Annotated in this window: 17 protein-coding genes; 12 read left to right on the top strand and 5 right to left on the bottom strand. The window is 31.0% G+C overall.

The annotated features are described in order from the left end of the window. Positions 1-123: 123 nt before the first annotated feature. From BP18_RS02210 to BP18_RS02195, 4 genes are all read left to right on the top strand, one after another. Positions 124-459: a single-stranded DNA-binding protein gene (locus BP18_RS02210; RefSeq protein WP_029278383.1), complete on the top strand. Its 336-nt coding sequence runs from the start codon at positions 124-126 to the stop codon at positions 457-459. Between the two features lie 401 nt (positions 460-860). Further along, positions 861-1,730, top strand: coding sequence for a 3D domain-containing protein (locus BP18_RS02205; RefSeq protein ID WP_035050206.1), 870 nt, complete (start codon positions 861-863; stop codon positions 1,728-1,730). A 185-nt stretch (positions 1,731-1,915) separates the two neighbouring features. Then, entirely contained in the window at positions 1,916-2,632 is a 717-nt protein-coding gene (locus BP18_RS02200) for a response regulator transcription factor (protein ID WP_029278441.1), read from the top strand. After that, positions 2,629-4,035: an ATP-binding protein gene (locus BP18_RS02195; RefSeq protein ID WP_407390754.1), complete on the top strand. Its 1,407-nt coding sequence runs from the start codon at positions 2,629-2,631 to the stop codon at positions 4,033-4,035. Before BP18_RS02200 ends, BP18_RS02195 begins: the two co-directional genes overlap by 4 nt. A gap of 84 nt (positions 4,036-4,119) precedes the next feature. On the opposite strand, the gene BP18_RS02190 is transcribed toward BP18_RS02195, so the two are convergent. The 3 genes from BP18_RS02190 to BP18_RS02180 form a co-directional block, all read right to left on the bottom strand. Further along, positions 4,120-4,686 (bottom strand): hypothetical protein, encoded by a 567-nt coding sequence (locus BP18_RS02190; protein WP_007720671.1) that lies wholly within the window; start codon positions 4,684-4,686, stop codon positions 4,120-4,122. A gap of 30 nt (positions 4,687-4,716) precedes the next feature. Continuing rightward, positions 4,717-5,472 carry a hypothetical protein gene (locus BP18_RS02185; RefSeq protein WP_007720669.1) on the bottom strand — a complete coding sequence of 252 codons (756 nt, stop codon included), beginning with the start codon at positions 5,470-5,472 and terminating at the stop codon, positions 4,717-4,719. Positions 5,473-5,654: 182 nt separating this feature from the next. After that, entirely contained in the window at positions 5,655-7,808 is a 2,154-nt protein-coding gene (locus BP18_RS02180) for an LTA synthase family protein (RefSeq protein WP_007720668.1), read from the bottom strand. 291 nt (positions 7,809-8,099) lie between these two features. Between BP18_RS02180 and BP18_RS02175 the strand changes: the two genes are divergently transcribed. Further along, complete coding sequence (locus tag BP18_RS02175; protein ID WP_007720666.1) at positions 8,100-8,738, top strand: VanZ family protein; 639 nt, start codon at positions 8,100-8,102, stop codon at positions 8,736-8,738. Between the two features lie 368 nt (positions 8,739-9,106). Here the strand turns inward: BP18_RS02175 and BP18_RS02170 are convergent, their stop codons facing one another. Beyond that, positions 9,107-10,216, bottom strand: a complete 1,110-nt coding sequence (locus tag BP18_RS02170; RefSeq protein ID WP_035050203.1) for a diguanylate cyclase — start codon at positions 10,214-10,216, stop codon at positions 9,107-9,109. 442 nt (positions 10,217-10,658) lie between these two features. Here BP18_RS02170 and BP18_RS02165 point away from each other — a divergent pair, with 442 nt between their 5' ends. The 7 genes from BP18_RS02165 (at position 10,659) to ybaK (ending at position 16,233) form a co-directional block, all read left to right on the top strand. After that, entirely contained in the window at positions 10,659-10,964 is a 306-nt protein-coding gene (locus BP18_RS02165; protein ID WP_007720662.1) for a hypothetical protein, read from the top strand. Continuing rightward, positions 10,965-11,171, top strand: a complete 207-nt coding sequence (locus BP18_RS02160) for a helix-turn-helix transcriptional regulator (protein WP_007720661.1) — start codon at positions 10,965-10,967, stop codon at positions 11,169-11,171. 173 nt (positions 11,172-11,344) lie between these two features. Continuing rightward, the gene (locus tag BP18_RS02155; RefSeq protein ID WP_007720659.1) at positions 11,345-12,256 is read left to right on the top strand and encodes an EamA family transporter; all 912 of its coding nucleotides are present in this window, start codon (positions 11,345-11,347) and stop codon (positions 12,254-12,256) included. A 443-nt stretch (positions 12,257-12,699) separates the two neighbouring features. After that, on the top strand, positions 12,700-12,840 hold the full coding sequence (locus BP18_RS13000; protein WP_081835490.1) for a DUF3953 domain-containing protein: 141 nt from the start codon (positions 12,700-12,702) through the stop codon (positions 12,838-12,840). Between the two features lie 719 nt (positions 12,841-13,559). Then, positions 13,560-13,895, top strand: coding sequence for a hypothetical protein (locus BP18_RS02145; protein ID WP_007720655.1), 336 nt, complete (start codon positions 13,560-13,562; stop codon positions 13,893-13,895). Between the two features lie 491 nt (positions 13,896-14,386). After that, a complete protein-coding gene (locus BP18_RS02135; protein ID WP_007720651.1) occupies positions 14,387-15,565 on the top strand; it encodes a class I SAM-dependent rRNA methyltransferase in 1,179 nt (392 codons plus the stop codon). 179 nt (positions 15,566-15,744) lie between these two features. After that, positions 15,745-16,233, top strand: a complete 489-nt coding sequence (ybaK, locus tag BP18_RS02130) for a Cys-tRNA(Pro) deacylase (protein WP_007720649.1) — start codon at positions 15,745-15,747, stop codon at positions 16,231-16,233. A 127-nt stretch (positions 16,234-16,360) separates the two neighbouring features. Here the strand turns inward: ybaK and BP18_RS02125 are convergent, their stop codons facing one another. Next, entirely contained in the window at positions 16,361-16,909 is a 549-nt protein-coding gene (locus tag BP18_RS02125; RefSeq protein WP_007720648.1) for a 5' nucleotidase, NT5C type, read from the bottom strand. Positions 16,910-16,923: the final 14 nt, after the last annotated feature.

The following is a 16,923-nucleotide window of genomic DNA, read 5'->3' as shown; positions in this document are numbered from 1 at the left end:
GCTTGAGAAATAAAGCTGTTCTAATCTAGGGAGACTTTTTTGTTTTTAAGGAGTACGCAAAAAAAGCAAATCAATCATAATTGCAGATAGTAAAAAAGAATACATTAAAAAGGAGGGAAAAAAATGAATACCATTGGATTAGTTGGACGTTTAGTGAGAGAAGTAGAACTGAAAAATATTGGGGAAGATAGAGTTGTAATCAATAATACGTTAGCAGTAGCAAAAAAAGTGAGAAAAGAGAATGGACCGCAAGCTGATTTTATTCCTATTGTTGCTTGGGGACAAGTGGCCAAATTGATGCAGCTTTATTGTGAAAAAGGGCATATGGTTGGTCTTACTGGAAGGATTCAATCAAGGTCATATGTCAATAAAGAAGAAGATACTATTTTTATCGTTGAGATGCTGGTAGAAGAAGTTCATTTTTTACAGAATAAAAAAATAGAGACAGTTGCAGGTTGAAAAAGAAGAAAGAAAGATTTGTTACAAAATTGTAATAAAACTCATTTTAGAAATAAAAGCTAGCAAAGTAAGGAAAAACAAGGGAAATAATGTTTTCTATTTGTAATATTAAAGAAATGAAGTGAAAAGTAGTAGGAATTATTGAACGAATCAGATGGGTTTATAATTAGAAAATAGAAAAGACTGAAATCTCGTATTATCGGTGTTTAAAATGAAAAATAGCTGAATTATGAGAGAAAAACTTCAAATGAAAAAAAGTTGAATATTCAGAATGATTACATTCATCTCAGTGAAAACGGTAATAAAAAAACCAGTGTTACAGATGTGTAATTTCAAAGTAACCTATGCCTATATCGTACATGATATGATATCTAGCGTACTGAATAGGAGGATATAATCCAATGAAAAAAATAGTTTTATCCATCATTGCTTTATTAACTTTAGCATTGGGAACAACTGGGATTACAAATGTTTTTGCTGCTCAAAATGAGAAAAAAGAAGACACATCAGAAAAAACTGAAATCAAAAAATCAGAAGAACGTGTAACAAATACTGGCGTAGATTCTTTAATAGAAGATAGAGAAAATAACGAATCAACTGTCCAAACATTAACAACAAATCCTATGTTTGAGGAGAGTGTTTTAGAACCGGTTAGTTTAGTGAGTAATGCTAACAAGACTAACGCCGAATCAAAAAATACTGTTAACTATATAATAAAAAATGGCGATACGCTTGTAAATATCGCTGAGGCTTTTAAAGTTGAAGTTAGTGACTTGGCTGAATGGAATGAGTCAGTAACACATGGTAACTCATTGCAGATTGATGAAATTATTAAAATAGAAACAGAATTAGATCCAGAATCGATTAGCCCTAAAAAGCTTACATGGGAAAAAGAAGAAATAAAAGAAAGTGAAGCAGCCCTTTCTGAAACGAAAATTGAAACAGAAGCAATAGAAGAAATGAGTACCAGTGCACTAAATGATTCAGCTGAAAAAATAACCGTAGTTGCTACTGCGTATAGCCGAAATCAACCTTCGTTAACGAATATAACGGCAATGGGAATCGATTTAAGCAAGAATTCTCAAGTTATTGCTGTGGATCCTACTGTTATCCCTTTAGGTACTAAAGTATACGTAGAAGGATATGGGGAGGCTATTGCAGGGGATACTGGTAGTGCAATCATTGGCAATCGAGTAGACTTGCATATGGAAAGCATAGATGCGTCATTTGCTTGGGGTATTCAAGAAGTCGAATTAACGATAATAGACTAATAGTGAAAGTGACTGGGATAACTGTCTCAGTCACTTTTTTAGTATGAGCAAATCCGTCTAGTCCACAATAAACTATTTTTGACTAAACAATGAAGTTTATAAGATGATTTTGCAAGTAGCTTTAGTTGCAGTTGCAAAAAGAGTATAATTGAGTAAAGAAATTCTATAGAGAAAGAAGGCATTCCATGAATATATTAATGATTGAAGACAATCAATCTGTGTGTGAAATGATGGAGATGTTTTTCATGAAAGAAGAATGGAAAGCAACTTTTATTCAAGATGGCAAAGAAGGGTTAGATGCGTTTCTAAATGATTCTGGCAAATGGGATTTAGTTATTTTAGATTTAAATTTACCAAGTTTGGATGGTATGCAAATTTGTCGCGAAATGCGTAAGGTTTCAAAAATAATTCCAATCATTATGCTGACAGCTAAGGATTCTGAAAGTGATCAGGTTATTGGGTTAGAAATAGGAGCAGATGATTACGTGACGAAACCGTTTAGTCCTTTAACTTTAATTGCGCGTATAAAAGCTTTATATCGCCGCGCAGATCTGATTCATGATGAAGCTGATAAATTAGAAGGTGAAGCATATGAAATCGAAACGAAATACCTTAAAATGGATAAGAGAACACGTCAAGCGATTCTATATGATAAACCAATAGAAAGCTTAACACCTAAAGAATTTGAATTGCTCTACACGTTAGCCAAAAGTCCAAGACAAGTTTTTTCTAGAGAACAATTATTAACAATTGTTTGGGATTATGAATATTTTGGAGATGAACGAACAGTTGATGCACATATCAAAAAACTACGTCAAAAAATAGACAAAACTGGGCCACAAGTCGTTCAAACAGTTTGGGGAGTGGGATACAAGTACGATGATTCCGGAATTTCTTCATGAGAATGAACTATTTTTATCAGCAAATGCTGGCTTTTTTTGCAGTCGTTATGACAGTCTTAATCATATTAGGATTCTCTTTTTTGCAATTTGCCCGTAATACGGCCTATCAAAGTACAGAAAAACAATTATTTGGCTATGCTGAATCCTTAATCGATGTGGATCTACAAACCGAGAAGATAGAAAATGGACAAATTATTTTGAAAAACCAAGGCGTATCGATTTTTGTATTTGATTATAAGGATGATATGATTTATCCTAGTACAACTAAGAAATACGTAAGCGGAATTTCGGATGGTGATCTGAACAAACTGAAAAATGGCGAACCTCTTACGTTATCACAAAGAAGTACGGACTTTTTTGGTAATCAAGTTGATACTGCCATAGTCTATCAACCTTTTTTTACACAAAGTACCGGTGAGTTCTCGGGGTTTATTGCTGTAAGTGCACCAATTAGTACAATTGAAGCTAGTTTAAAGGATATCCGAAACAATTTATTTAGTGCATTTGTTTTTTCACTTATTGGAGCAACAATTGCGAGTTATCTTTTTGCTAAATTTCAAGTAAGCCGAATCAATCGTATTAGGAGCGCCACGCACAAAGTCGCAAAAGGAGATTTTAATGTCCAATTAGAAAACAGGGAAATGGACGAATTTGATGATCTAGCGGCTGATTTTAATAGTATGGTCGATTCTTTGAAAAAATCGCAAGAAGAGATTGAACGTCAAGAGAATCGTCGGAGACAGTTTATGGCTGATGCTGCTCATGAAATGCGCACACCTTTAACAACAATCAACGGATTATTAGAAGGTATCGAACACGATATGATTCCAGAAAATCAAAAACAACGGAGCATTCAATTGATGCAAAATGAAACACGTCGCTTGATTCGATTAGTAAACGAGAATTTAGATTATGAAAAAATTCGTTCCAATCAAATTATTTTACAAAAGCAAACTTTCAATGCCTATGAAGTGTTGGAAATGATTGTAGAACAATTAGAAGTAAAAGCAAATGAGTCAGGTAATGAATTGATATTAGATTGCCCAACAGACTTATTAGTGTTTGCCGATTATGATCGCTTTTCTCAAATAATTGTCAACATTATCCAAAATGCGATTCAATTCACCGATAATGGTAAAATTAGTATTACAGGATATTCTGATGAAAATGAAAGCATCATAAAAATCAAAGATTCTGGGATTGGCATGTCCGCTGAAGAAGTAGAAAGTATATGGGAACGTTATTATAAAGCGGACGTTTCAAGAAAAAACACCAAATATGGAGAATCGGGTTTAGGTTTAGCAATCGTTCAACAATTGGTAACACTACACGGCGCAAGCGTTACAGTTGAAAGCTTACCAGGAGAAGGGACGACGTTTACTTTATCTTTCCCATTTGAATAAATAAAAAGTATCAGAATGCTGAAGAGGCATTCTGATACTTTTTTGAGTTTCTAATTTCTGGTATAATTAGTTGATTTAAGTTGATTAACTAATTTTTTTTGTGGAGTAAGCTACAGAATCCATTCTAAGCAAGTTTTCAATAGGCAAGAGTCTTACATCAGAAGTAAGAATGATAAAAGAACAACTAGTTGTTCTTGCAAATTCACGGAATAAAAACAGCCAATCTTGCTTATTAGAAGCTGATTCATGGCTGAGCCAATGGTCTACTAAAATAACTTTCCGATTGCACAATACAGTTAACTTTAATTGCAATTGAATTGAAAGTGTCACTGGCAATGCGCTAAAAGGTTGGTTGGCCAAATAATCAGGTATTTTCAGTTCCTCTAAAACTTCACTTACGACTAAATTAAGTTTTCTTTTGGTTTGATTAGGTGCTAAAGATAAAATAACTAGCATATTCTCTCTAATCGACAGATAGTCAATAAAAGTAGTGTCTTCAGCAAGCAAGTGTGGAAAATAACCTAATTGCCCATTTAGACGACTTATTAATGAAAGCTGTTCAAATGGATTAGCTAAAAAAGTATAGATTGTTTTAGGTTTAATCAAAAAAAAGTCATTATTGTTGTTTTTTTTATAAAAATTGTTAAACATCATGTATCCTCCTTAGTAATGACAGATAGATTAAGAAAGTTTACTTTTTCTTAGTGATAAAACAATATAATTTGGAATTCCGATGATCATGGCACTATATAAGTTAAGCATGATTAGGATTAAACAGCCAATTAGTGTATTAGTTTGCGAAAATTTGTTGTTTATAAATTCGCCTTTTAAAAATGGATTAACATTGAAGCGTGTAAAATTTTTGCTTTCAAAATCCGATGAAATGGTTCCTTCTTGAGAAGATTGGATCGAGGAATAATCTTCTAATTTTGATTGTAAAGAAGTAGCTTCAATTTGTGTAATCTGATTCATTATAGGGATTTTAAACAAACTATAACAGGCAAAAATAAGCAATAAAACACAATTTATCAAAAGTAATTGTTCCATTATTAGCTGAGCCGTTAATTTATAAACGCGTTCTCCCAACAAAAGATAGGATTGGTATTCCTTTTTTCTAGCTTGACTCAACCATAACTGAATCATTAGTACGATAAGAGTACCTACAAGAATGATTGAAAAAAAAATGTATCTGTAGTTCACGATATAATGAGTTGTAATCGATTCTAAGATTTTAAATTGTCGACTGTTGAATGAGACCTGTTGTGAGTCTAAAGAGGCTATAATTTTAGTTAACTGGACATAAGAATCAGAAAATTGCTTTATCAATAAAGCAAAGATAAAGGCAAAGATAAAATAAACTAGGTAAAAGCCAATCATAAGAATTGAAAAATAAGGATGACTCTGCAAGTGACGGTAAGCACGTTTAGCAATTGGCACTAAGAACTCTCCTTTCAACATGGTAGTTGATTATTTCTTTATTGTAATGATTAAATATGAAAAAACTGTGAAGCAATTGATAAGAGGATATGTTAGTTTAACGAATCAATAAAAAAAGGTTGAGACAAGTGCGTCTCAACCTTTTCGGTTTTCTCTATATAAATTTGTTTAGTTGGTGTTCTTTATTCTGTGACTTCAACATCTGGTGTTTCTGTTTCAGCGGGTAGGGATTCATCGACTGTTCTAGGCTTATCCGTTAACTCTGGAGCATCTGTTTTATATAAATCAATAGTTGATTTGTTACCGTTTTGACTGTAGATGCTTGTAGCTTTAGTTCCTAAGCTTTCATTGATAGCTTTCATACGCTGTAATTGATTACGGTAATCATAATCAGCAGGATCTGTAGTAACAAGACCTTCTGGAGTATAAAAACGCAATAAATCACTTGTTAAAATACTGTCAGATAAACTTAATTGTGTAGTCACATCTTCTCTTAGTTGTTCAACTTCTGCAAGTACCTCTTCAGAAGGATCTTCAATTAGAACACCTGTCTCGGTGTCATAAATACTTGAACCATCGACAGTATATTTAGGACTAACAAAATTCCCATCACGGAAAGCAACGGTCTGATCATGGTTTGGAGACAATAAGTCGGTTCCAAGTAGAATATTATCTTTTGTCTCAACACCTAATAAGTGTAATAGAGTAGGAAGGCTGTCTACTTGACCACCATATTGTGTATTGATTTTTCCGTTACCTGATCCAGGGATATGAATCATATAAGGAACTCTTTGGAGCATCGCATTATCATAACTTGACCAAGTTTCAGGGTCTTTACCTAATAACGGAGCAAGTGTTTCGTTTCTTGAATTAGAGATACCGTAGTGGTCACCGTAAAGAACAATGACTGAATTATCATACAATCCAGATTCTTTTAAATAAGTAAAGAATTCTTCGATTGCTTGATCCAAGTAATGAGCAGTTACAAAGTAGTTATCAATAGTATTATCTCCAGTTGTTGCAGCAGGAAATTCTACATTTGCTTCATCTAATGGATAAGGGAAATGATTTGATACAGTAATAAATTTAGAATAAAACGGTTGTGGCAATTGTTCTAAATATTGGACAGATTCTTTAAAGAATATTTTGTCTTTCATTCCATATTCTAAGGTGTTTTCATCAGTGAAAGAATAGGATTCATCATCGAAGAAATAATCAATGCCCATTGACTTATATGTGTTATCTCTATTCCAGAAAGAACCAACATTGCCATGAAACATGGCACTCGTATAACCTTTTTCAGCACCTAAAATTTGTGAAGCAGATTGGAAAGTATTGCTTTCTCCAACTTGTGTAAAGGCTCCACCTTGTGGTAAACCAAATAGTGAATTTTCAAGTAGCATTTCTGAATCTGAAGTTTTTCCTTGTCCCACTTGGTGGAAGAAGTTACTAAAACTTTGGGTATCGTTATTGTGGTAAATACTATTAATAAATGGTGTAACTTCAAGAGATTCACCAGTTTCAGTTTCTAGTTTATAATCAATTAAAAATTGTTGGAAACTTTCTAAATGTAAAAAAATAACATTACGATCTTCGGCGATGCCAAACATTTCAGCATCAGCTTCAGCAAAATGGTCATTAACATAAGTTAAGACGCCTTCAATATCAGACTCATCTGCATTAGCTTTAACTTGATTCGCTTGAGCGGTTTGGTAACCATCATAAGCGGTAAAAAAGTTTAAACCAAGATATTTAACAATATAATTACGGTCAAAAGTACGTGCTAGTAATTGAGGACGGTCACTTTCAGCTAACGCCAGGTTACCAGCAAGAAGTGTGAAACCGACAATCGTAGCTGCAAAAGCATAACGCTTTTTGAAAGGACGTGTATCCAATGTTATTTTCTTAGTAGCTAGTAAAACAATCAAGAGTAGAATATCGATCAGAAAAAGAAAATCAGTTGCATGTAATAATGCAAACGTACTTGCACCTAATCCACCTGAAACATTGCCAGCTCCTAAGATAGTACTGACTGATAGGAAATCTGAAAACTCTCTATAATAGAGAACATTCGAAAAGAACAAAATCGACATTAAAGTGTAGACAACTATCAAAGCAATATATGCTTTTTTTGAGCTCTTGAAGTAAAGAGCGATTGAAAATAATAGGATAGTTGTAGCAATTGGATTAATCAATAAAATAAATTGCTGCATGATTCCTTCTACACCAAGAGAGAACTCTGCTTGATACCCTATATATGTTTTAATCCAAAAAATGATTACAGCTAGAGAGAAAAATCCTAGCCTAGTTTGTAATAGTTTTTTTATGTTATTCACTGTTAAATCCTCCTTAAATAATGACCACAGTTTGTATAGTTTAATTGGAGAGATTTCAAGTAAGTTGAAAGTCTACCTTAATTCTACATCATTCTATATTTTACAATTAATTTACAACATAGTCAATTTTGCTCACTTAATTCGGGGGGATGATTTTCAGTCTAATATCTATGTATACCAAGGATAGTTGAGGAAAAAGTAAATTTTAAGTAAAATTTAGATACTTCGCACAAACAATTTTTTAAGAATGGGGTATAATAAAATGCAGTGATAAATGAGGAGGATTATTTAATGGTATTTTTGCAACCCCTCTTTGAATGGATTGAATCAATGTTTGGTGAAACAATCAATCATTTCCCTTTAATAGAATTAATTTTTTACAGTATTGACCAAACACTTTTCTATTTTATCTTTTGGTTCATAGGGCGTAGTATCATCCTTTATGTAAAAAAAAGGAAAAACAAACCAATAAAATGGCGAAGAGAAATAATTTTTAATGTTTTTATTTTCTATGTCCTTCTCTTGATTCATTTAACAGTCTTTCGTGAGGAGAATTCGATTGATAACGTATCAATCGTTTTACGTCCTTTAAGTGAAATTAATTGGATCCCATTCGTAGAGACCGCTAAATTGACTCAAGGAACCTCGTTGTTTGATTATTATTATAATCTATATGGTAATATTCTGTGGTTTGTTCCAATGGGATTTGGGGCAGCTTATTTAATGAAGAAAAAACACTCTTTTTTACGCGCATTATTTATTGGAATCGCCGTTTCATTTTCAATTGAAGCCATGCAATTTCTTTTCTACACAGGTATTTCAGATATTGATGACTTGATTTTTAATACACTTGGAACGATAATCGGGATTGGTTTATTTGAAATCAGTCAATGGGTATACAAAAAATGGCAAATAAGAAAAACACTTTAAAAAAGTGAAGTTATTTGAATTTTTTCAAATAATCGTATTTGCACTCTATTTGAAAGGCACATGCTATAGACTCATATCAGATGGATTGCAAATGATTCCAGACAAACAGATCAAGATGTTCCTAAAGCTGCAACTGAAGAGAAAATCAGAATAGAACAGTCACAAGTAAAAAAAGTTCTTTAGTCGTCTATTAAAAAATGAATAGCCGATTACAAGTATATTTGAAGTGAAGTTGTGTATTGCAGATCAAAATAAAAAAATAACCTTAATTTAATAAGGTTATTTTTTTATTTTATGTATTCTTTCTTTTACTATTATTTACATAAGACAACGTTTATATGTAAATAATAGTAAAAAGTTTAACATCGTTAATTAAAAACAGAATCAATAACTTGAGAGTAAGAACAAACATTATTTCGGCCACTATTTTTCGCTAAGTAAAGAGCTTGATCCGCATGGTCATAAATGTTGTCGAATTTTATTGTCGTATCATTGTAGGTTGTAATACCAATAGAAATGGTAATATGAATAGATTTGAATCCGTTCTGTAGGATAAAAAAAGAGTTCTCTACTATTTTTCTTAATGCATTTGCTTTTTCATATGCTTCTTTATGGTTACAGTCATTGAGTAAAACGGAGAACTCTTCTCCACCATTTCTAGAAATAATATCATTAGAATTTTGACTCATTTTTAAAATTTCTGCTAATTTTTTCAAAACTAAGTCGCCCTCTAAGTGACCATACTGATCATTTACTTGTTTAAAATGATCAATATCCAAAATCATAATCGAAAAATTTTCATTCGATTTTTCTAATTTATTTTTTGCTTTATTAAACTCAAATTCAAAACTACGAACATTATTTAGACCAGTCAATGGATCCGTACGAGAATGATATCTATTTTCTTTGAATATAATCTCAGTTTCAGTCAAGTAATCCATCATATAAACAGAGATGAGTCCCCCTAAAATACAGCTAATCCAGTAGGTTGATATTAAAAGTAAATTAAGTTCTTTGAGGTCTATAAGAATAACAGTCAATACTGTATAAACAGTATTGCTCAAAATGAGCATAACTGTAATGGAAACCCAACGATTTTTAATTTTTTTAAAACAATAATAAAAAATCATCCATGATGCAAGAATGAAAATAATATTACTAACTGAATATGCGTTTATACCTATCATAAATCTTGCAAAAATAATTAGAACAGCTGAACTAAGGACAGATAACCAATTTCCATAAAGAATAACTAACATGAATGGAACAATCCGAAGATCAATCATAGAATTTGTGCTAGCTTTAATACTAAAGTGCATTAAAATAGCAGCTAGAAGTCCGCTTAATACACCAATTACAATAGAGGTACTTACAGTTTTCATTTCGAAAGATTTTCTTTTAGCGAGTTCTTTATACAAAAACAGTGCAGTAATCAACACACATAAATTCAGAAAAAAACCATCATAAAATGATAACATCTTAATTTTCTCCTTTCTCTTCCTTTAATTTTTGTTTAGCTAAGACTACATATTCAGTTAAAAAATAGTTCCACTATTTAATTAATCAGATTCTTTTTAAATTTTTACATTTACCTTGTTAATAACAAATTTCGGAGTAGTCATGTACTTTTAGAATAGCTGATATAGTGTTTGTTTCGTATTTTTATTTTCTGTAGTTATTAAAAATTTAAGAACCCACGTCCTTTATACTAGTTTAAACAAAATGAAGTGCATTAGATAGACTAATAGTAGAAAATTTTCTAATATAATTAAATTTTTACACATTATTTTAAGTAATTTTATTTGTTGGTTAAAATATAATTAATTTCCTGAATATGTAAAAAACTTTGGACATTCTTTTGTTGTATGCTAAAATAATAATGTCAAACAGATTTGACATTATTATTTAGGAGGAATTTAATTGAACACACTTATTTTTCTATCATTTTTAATCTTTTTACTTATTAATGCAATTCTTATCATTCTTACCCTTATATCTTTACCAAAACTAGGTGATGAAAGAAAAAACTTTATAAAAATGAAAGCACAGTCGTATACATTCACAGTCGTAATCGGTATAATACTCATTCAAATTATAAAAAATACTTACCAAATCATTTGGAGAAATGGAGTTTTTGAAGGAATCAATCCATTGTCCCAGCTTACTACTATCTCTATTATTTATTTAATTTCATTATTGTTTTTCAAGAAGAAGTATGGTGCTTAAATGGAAAATCATATAAAAGAATTAAGAAAAATAGCACAATTATCCCAAGAAGAACTAGCTAAAATTTGCAAAGTATCTAGACAAACCATTAACGCTATTGAGAATGATAAGTATGATCCAACTTTACAATTAGCCTTTAATATAGCCTCAGTATTAGGAACAACGATTGACAATCTATTTATCAATAATGAAATAGTCAAAAAGTAGAAGGAACTGTTTTTATCATATATCTTAATAAGAAAGAGAGAGGAAAAATGCTTTCTTTTTCCATTAAAAATAATCAGGAAAATAAAAAGAAACGCGTACATTCAAAATTCTTAATATATGATTCTATCTAATCTCATGTATTAAAATACGCCAAAATTCAAAGAGGAGTAAGTATGTTTTATTTAATGTTAGCTATTATATGTAGTGCGTCTATTGCTCTTATGTTTAAATATACAGAAAATTCAAATGCAAATAGATATGTAATAACAAGTGCCAACTACTTTATCGCGGTTGTTATTAGTTTAGTTATGATTTTTTCTAACAAGCTATTTACTGGTATGACTCGTGAAATACCTTTTGCAAAAGATATTTCACTTCTATCCAGTAATAATGACTATATTTTAACTCCTTATTCCAGTATTTTATGGGGATTAATGGTTGGAGGAATATTCGGGTGCTTCTTTTTTCTTTCATTTGTATACTATCAAAAAAGTATAAAGGAAAATGGTGTAGGAATTTCAGGTACGTTTGCTAAACTCGGGATATTGATTCCAATGATTTTTTCAATCGTTATATGGAAAGAATTTCCTTCTACCACTCAATGGGTGGGAATTGCACTGTCTTTAGTTTCTATATTAATTGTTAATCTATCACAAAAGTCTCTTGAAAAATTTGATATTAAACCTACCATTATATGTTTATTTTTCTTTGGGGGTATGGCGGAGTTTTCAAGTAAAATCTATCAAAAGTATGCCTTAAATGATTATAAAGATGTCTTTCTTTTTGCATTATTCTTCGTGGCGCTCTTATTAAGTATTTTCTATACGGTTAGAAAAAAAGGAGCAATAACGAAAAAGGATATCCTAACTGGTTTTGCAGTAGGGATACCCAACTTATTTTCTTCTTATTTTTTAATCCTTTCATTAACTACTTTGAAAACTTCTGTAGTATTTCCAATTTATAGTGCCGGAAGTATCGTATTAATTAACATAGCTGGATTTTTTATCTTTAAAGAAAATATCACTAAAAAAAATCAGATAGCAATTATTTTAACTGTAGTAGCCCTTGTACTTATTAATGTATAATTTGATCAATAAAAAGAGCCACTTTAGATAAGAAAAAATTAAAAAAAGCTCAAAGTTTATTAGATAGTTTAATTTCTTTGGTATGACTATTAGCTCTACTATTGCAATACTAATTAGTATTATTTTCCATAAAACCCTACTTCAAACATTAAACAGTTAAAAGCAGATATTTATCAGATGAAAATGAAATTTAATACCATCATTAAGTAATGATTTCAGGGGGATTTAGGCGTTGAGTGAAATGAGAACTGTCTTACTTATTTATTGAATGGTAGAATTCTCTTATACAGATCTATTTGTTAGGTTATTGTGAAATCAGACTATAAAATAAGAAAGAAGGTTTTGTTCTGTTAAAAAAAATTACATATGTTTTATCAGCATTTGTTATTATCAGTGCATTATATGGACTCACTACAGGTACTAGCTCTGGATCACTCTCCATTATGTTATTCTTTTTAAGTTTATTGTCATTAGTTAGAGGAATAGAATCATTTCAAAAAAACAACCAATTAAGTGGCTGGATTAATATAGCAGTCTTTTTATTTCTTCTATTTGTAACTTTTCAAACATCTTTAGTATATTAGTGAAAAGCTTTTATCTTTTGAAATTTATTTCATGAATTATAGTTGGAAATTACACTAGTAATGAAATGATTATGTAGTAATGGATTTTTTTATGATTTCAATAATAAGGATAGATAACTCATGTTAAAACGTGTAACCGTTATTTTTATTTCTTCAAGCTTTTTATTTGTCTTATCAGAAATAGGGATTTATATAATTGGAAATATGATCAAGATTAAGAGAGAAGAACGTTTTTCAATACATACTCAATTAATGAGTGTAATAAAAAACAAACCAAAACAAATAATTTTTTATTTATTATGAACTAATCTACTATTTTTATAAAGTCCTCTATTAAGAGCTAACCCAAAATAGACTGTTACAAATTAGTGATTTCGGTGATCTTCCCGTGTCATTTATAAGTATCTAGCAATTCGATATTATAAAATGATTGTCTTAGGAGAATATAAATGATTAATTTCAAAAAAATATTGTACTAGCCCTAGCCTTATCTACTTTGCTATCAATTGGATGGAACCAAACAGCTAAAAAAGAAGAGGATAACTATTATTTTTACGCATTGAATTATATTGAAGGTGGTTCTTGTAAAACAAGTATTTACTTCTTTGTTTTTCCCATTTTTAAGTAAAGTTCCTTGCCTACGAATCAAGAACCTAATATGCGGATTTAAATATTTTTATAAATAATTACAAAATGAAAAGGTTTGAAAGGAGTTTAATATGTTTAATTTATTCGATTACGGTTGGCTTAATGTGGGTAGTTTAATTCTTGGATTAATTGCCTGGATTATTCCTACTGTTAATATTATGCGGCGCAATAAAAGAGGGAATAATCATTCAATCCCGACATTGTTAAGTATGAGTTCTTGTGCAGTTGCTTTGTGGTTTCAATTATCCTATAACATCTATTTAATTGAAATTAATGATTATTCAGCTCTTTTGGATACGGTAAGCACTTTAAAATGGGTCGCAGCAATCCATGTTTTTGTAACGATTAGTTTGAATGTCATTAGCATAGTTTTGAATAGAAGGGTCTTATCAAGATCATTCCGTTAGTTTGATAAATATAGTTTGCACAAATTGGAGAAGTGAAATGGTAAAAATATTCGGAAAAGAATGGGAGATAACTGCTCTTTTATATGGAATTACTTTTGTATGCAGTATTATCATTATAGTTTTGAATATCTTGTCTTTCATTTTATCAAAGAATAGTATTTTTAACTTAAATATGTTGACAGGAATTCTGTTATTCATTTCTTCTTGGCTAAATTTCAAAAAAAGAAAAAAGAATGACAAAGACTAGAAGCAATCCTTTTTATGTGTTAGAATAATCCATATTTTGTAGTGTATCCATTGCTCTTAAGTTTAAATAGATATGTAATAAATCTATTTTATATGAAATAGTTCTGTATGGTACAAAAGCAGTTAGTGAAGAATCCATCATTATTTATCCAAAGCTGTGTTTTTCTTATTTCTCTCACAGCTTATTTAACTCGTACTTATGGTATAATAAATAAAATAATGCAAAAAAAGGGGTATATATACTAGTGGAAAAATATAAATTAAAAAGACGAGCAACACAAATGGTTCGAGATGGATATCCGGTACTCTTAAAAGAAGATTTTGTTAAAGAACCGATTGAATCTGAAGGAACAGTAGTTGAACTTTTAGATGATAATAAAAAATTTGTTGCACGAGCTTATCTGGCTAAACAAAACAAAGGTGACGGGTGGATTTTAACGTTAAATGAAAACGAAAAAATCGATCAAAGTTTCTTTGAGCACTTATTTAAACAAGCTGCCGCAGAACGAGTTAGTTTAAAAGAAAATGAACAAACAACTGCTTATCGTTTCTTCAATGGTGAAGGTGATGGACTAGGCGGATTGACTATTGATATGTATGCGGACTATTATGTCTTCTCATGGTACAGTATAGGAATCTACAAACACCAACAAACGATTTTAAAAGCTTTTTTATCAGCTGTTCCAAATGTTAAAGGTGTTTATGAAAAAATTAGATATCAAAGCAAAACGAAACCAGAAACAGATCACATCTATGGCGAAGAAGCACCAGAACCGTTATTAATTAAAGAAAATGGGATAACTTATGCTACTTATTTAAATGATGGATTAATGACTGGGATTTTCTTAGATCAACGCAATGTTCGCAATAGTATTCTTGAAAATTATTCAATGGATAAAACTGTATTAAATACGTTTAGCTATACTGGAGCTTTTTCAGTTGCTGCAGCAATAGGTGGAGCGAGCCATACAACGAGTGTAGACTTAGCTAATCGCAGTCTAGAAAAAACAAAAGAACAATTTGAAGTGAACAATTTAGATCCTGAATTGCAAACAATACGTGTGATGGATGTCTTCGATTACTTTAGATATGCGATTCGCAAACAATTATCATTTGATACAGTTATTGTTGATCCACCAAGTTTTGCTCGTTCGAAAAAAAGAACATTCAGCGTGGCTAAAGATTATACAGCACTTTTAGAAGACATCATCGACATTACAAATGAAGATGGCGTAATCATTGCTTCAACTAATGCTGCAAATATTTCAACTGAAAGATTCGAGCAATTCATCGAAAACGCATTCGACAATAAAGGTATGTCTTATCAAATTTTAGAAAAACATACCCTTTCTGAAGATTTTAAAATTAATCCTCATTATCCACAAAGTGACTATCTAAAAGTCTATGTAATTCGTAAAGGTTAGTAGTTTTATACTTTTAGTTTAGATAGATGTATCTAATTAATTGCTTAAGACGATACTAGGGCTTTCACAAGGAAATTCAGCTATTCCGCAAGAAATTTTTTGAATTAGCCATACTATTTGACAAAAAAAATAGGTGAACAAGCTGAATTAAACTACTTTGAAAAGAAAGTAGGATACAAATGAAAAAAAATAAACTACAAAAGACCAATGCTATTAGATTATTGGAAAGCAATAATATTTCTTATCAAACGTATGAATTCCCTTGGAGTGAAGATCATTTAGGTGCTGAAGCAGTCTTTGACCACTTAACAGTACCCAAAGATTGGATTTACAAAACACTGGTAATCACTGGCGACAAGACAGGTGTGATAGTAGCGTGCATTCCGGGGACCAGCGAACTTGATTTGAAATCGTTAGCTAAAGCGAGCGGAAATAAAAAAGTTGAATTGCTGCCTTTGACAGACTTAGAAAAAACGACAGGTTACATTCGAGGTGGTTGCTCTCCAATCGGAATGAAAAAAGTTTTTCCAACTTTCATTTCGATCAAAGCTGAGAAAATGGATAAAATGATTGTTTCAGCAGGAAAAAGAGGCATGCAAATCGAAGTAAATCCAATTGATTTACAAAAGCTGATCAAAGCTGAATTTGTTGCTATTGAAGCAAATTAAAAGTAGAAAAAAAGCGTTAAACCATTTTTTAAAATGGTTTAACGCTTTTTTTTTTTTTACATTTTTGAAGCATTCGCAATAGGTATTGATCAACTTATTTTAAGAAAAACTAGCAAATAAATTACTATTAATCTTTAATCGACAAAAAATAATCACGGATGTCTTTCCAGTTATTCGCACGAATATAGCGTTCTTCAGTATCATTTAATGAATTAACAAAAAGAATCCCAGTTCCAGAAAAACGGTCTAATTGACGAATAGAATCATCAATCAAATAATCTGTGTGAACGATGCTTTTATCCCCACAAAAAATATAATGCTGAGGATCAATAAAATCAAAATGTTCTTGTAACCACTCATATTTAGCAGTAAAAGTCTTAGGCACATCCATAGCCGCTGTGGCGATGTATAAATCATATTTTTCTGCTAGCTCACGTAAGACAGACTGGCTGTCTTTCATGACTGGGATATTTCTGAAAAAAGTATAATTATTAATCAAAGGATAGAGCTCTTTTATGGTCGTTACTAAATCGAAATTTGGATTCTCAGCTAGGTAATCTTCAATCGTTTCAAAAGACAGATTGTACTCCTTTTTGAATAATTCAACAAAACTAATTTCCATATCTGCAATTACTTGATCCATATCAATCGCAATTTTCTTTTTCACTGCAACCATCCTTTCGCATTTCA

This window comes from Carnobacterium jeotgali MS3, from assembly GCF_000745125.1.
In the GTDB taxonomy this organism is placed as follows: Bacteria; Bacillota; Bacilli; order Lactobacillales; family Carnobacteriaceae; genus Carnobacterium_B; species Carnobacterium_B jeotgali.
Note: the sequence above shows the minus strand (reverse complement) of the source record. Positions and strands in the feature narration are given on the sequence as shown.

What these genes read in the sequence shown, in the direction of transcription:
- BP18_RS02210 (WP_029278383.1), top strand. Translation starts at nt 124, where the DNA reads ATGAATACCATTGGATTAGTTGGACGTTTAGTGAGAGAAGTAGAACTG.
- BP18_RS02205 (WP_035050206.1), top strand. Translation starts at nt 861, where the DNA reads ATGAAAAAAATAGTTTTATCCATCATTGCTTTATTAACTTTAGCATTG.
- BP18_RS02200 (WP_029278441.1), top strand. Translation starts at nt 1,916, where the DNA reads ATGAATATATTAATGATTGAAGACAATCAATCTGTGTGTGAAATGATG.
- BP18_RS02195 (WP_407390754.1), top strand. Translation starts at nt 2,629, where the DNA reads ATGAGAATGAACTATTTTTATCAGCAAATGCTGGCTTTTTTTGCAGTC.
- BP18_RS02190 (WP_007720671.1), bottom strand. Translation starts at nt 4,686, where the DNA reads ATGTTTAACAATTTTTATAAAAAAAACAACAATAATGACTTTTTTTTG.
- BP18_RS02175 (WP_007720666.1), top strand. Translation starts at nt 8,100, where the DNA reads ATGGTATTTTTGCAACCCCTCTTTGAATGGATTGAATCAATGTTTGGT.
- BP18_RS02170 (WP_035050203.1), bottom strand. Translation starts at nt 10,216, where the DNA reads ATGTTATCATTTTATGATGGTTTTTTTCTGAATTTATGTGTGTTGATT.
- BP18_RS02160 (WP_007720661.1), top strand. Translation starts at nt 10,965, where the DNA reads ATGGAAAATCATATAAAAGAATTAAGAAAAATAGCACAATTATCCCAA.
- BP18_RS02155 (WP_007720659.1), top strand. Translation starts at nt 11,345, where the DNA reads ATGTTTTATTTAATGTTAGCTATTATATGTAGTGCGTCTATTGCTCTT.
- BP18_RS13000 (WP_081835490.1), top strand. Translation starts at nt 12,700, where the DNA reads ATGTTATTCTTTTTAAGTTTATTGTCATTAGTTAGAGGAATAGAATCA.
- BP18_RS02145 (WP_007720655.1), top strand. Translation starts at nt 13,560, where the DNA reads ATGTTTAATTTATTCGATTACGGTTGGCTTAATGTGGGTAGTTTAATT.
- ybaK (WP_007720649.1), top strand. Translation starts at nt 15,745, where the DNA reads ATGAAAAAAAATAAACTACAAAAGACCAATGCTATTAGATTATTGGAA.
- BP18_RS02125 (WP_007720648.1), bottom strand. Translation starts at nt 16,909, where the DNA reads ATGGTTGCAGTGAAAAAGAAAATTGCGATTGATATGGATCAAGTAATT.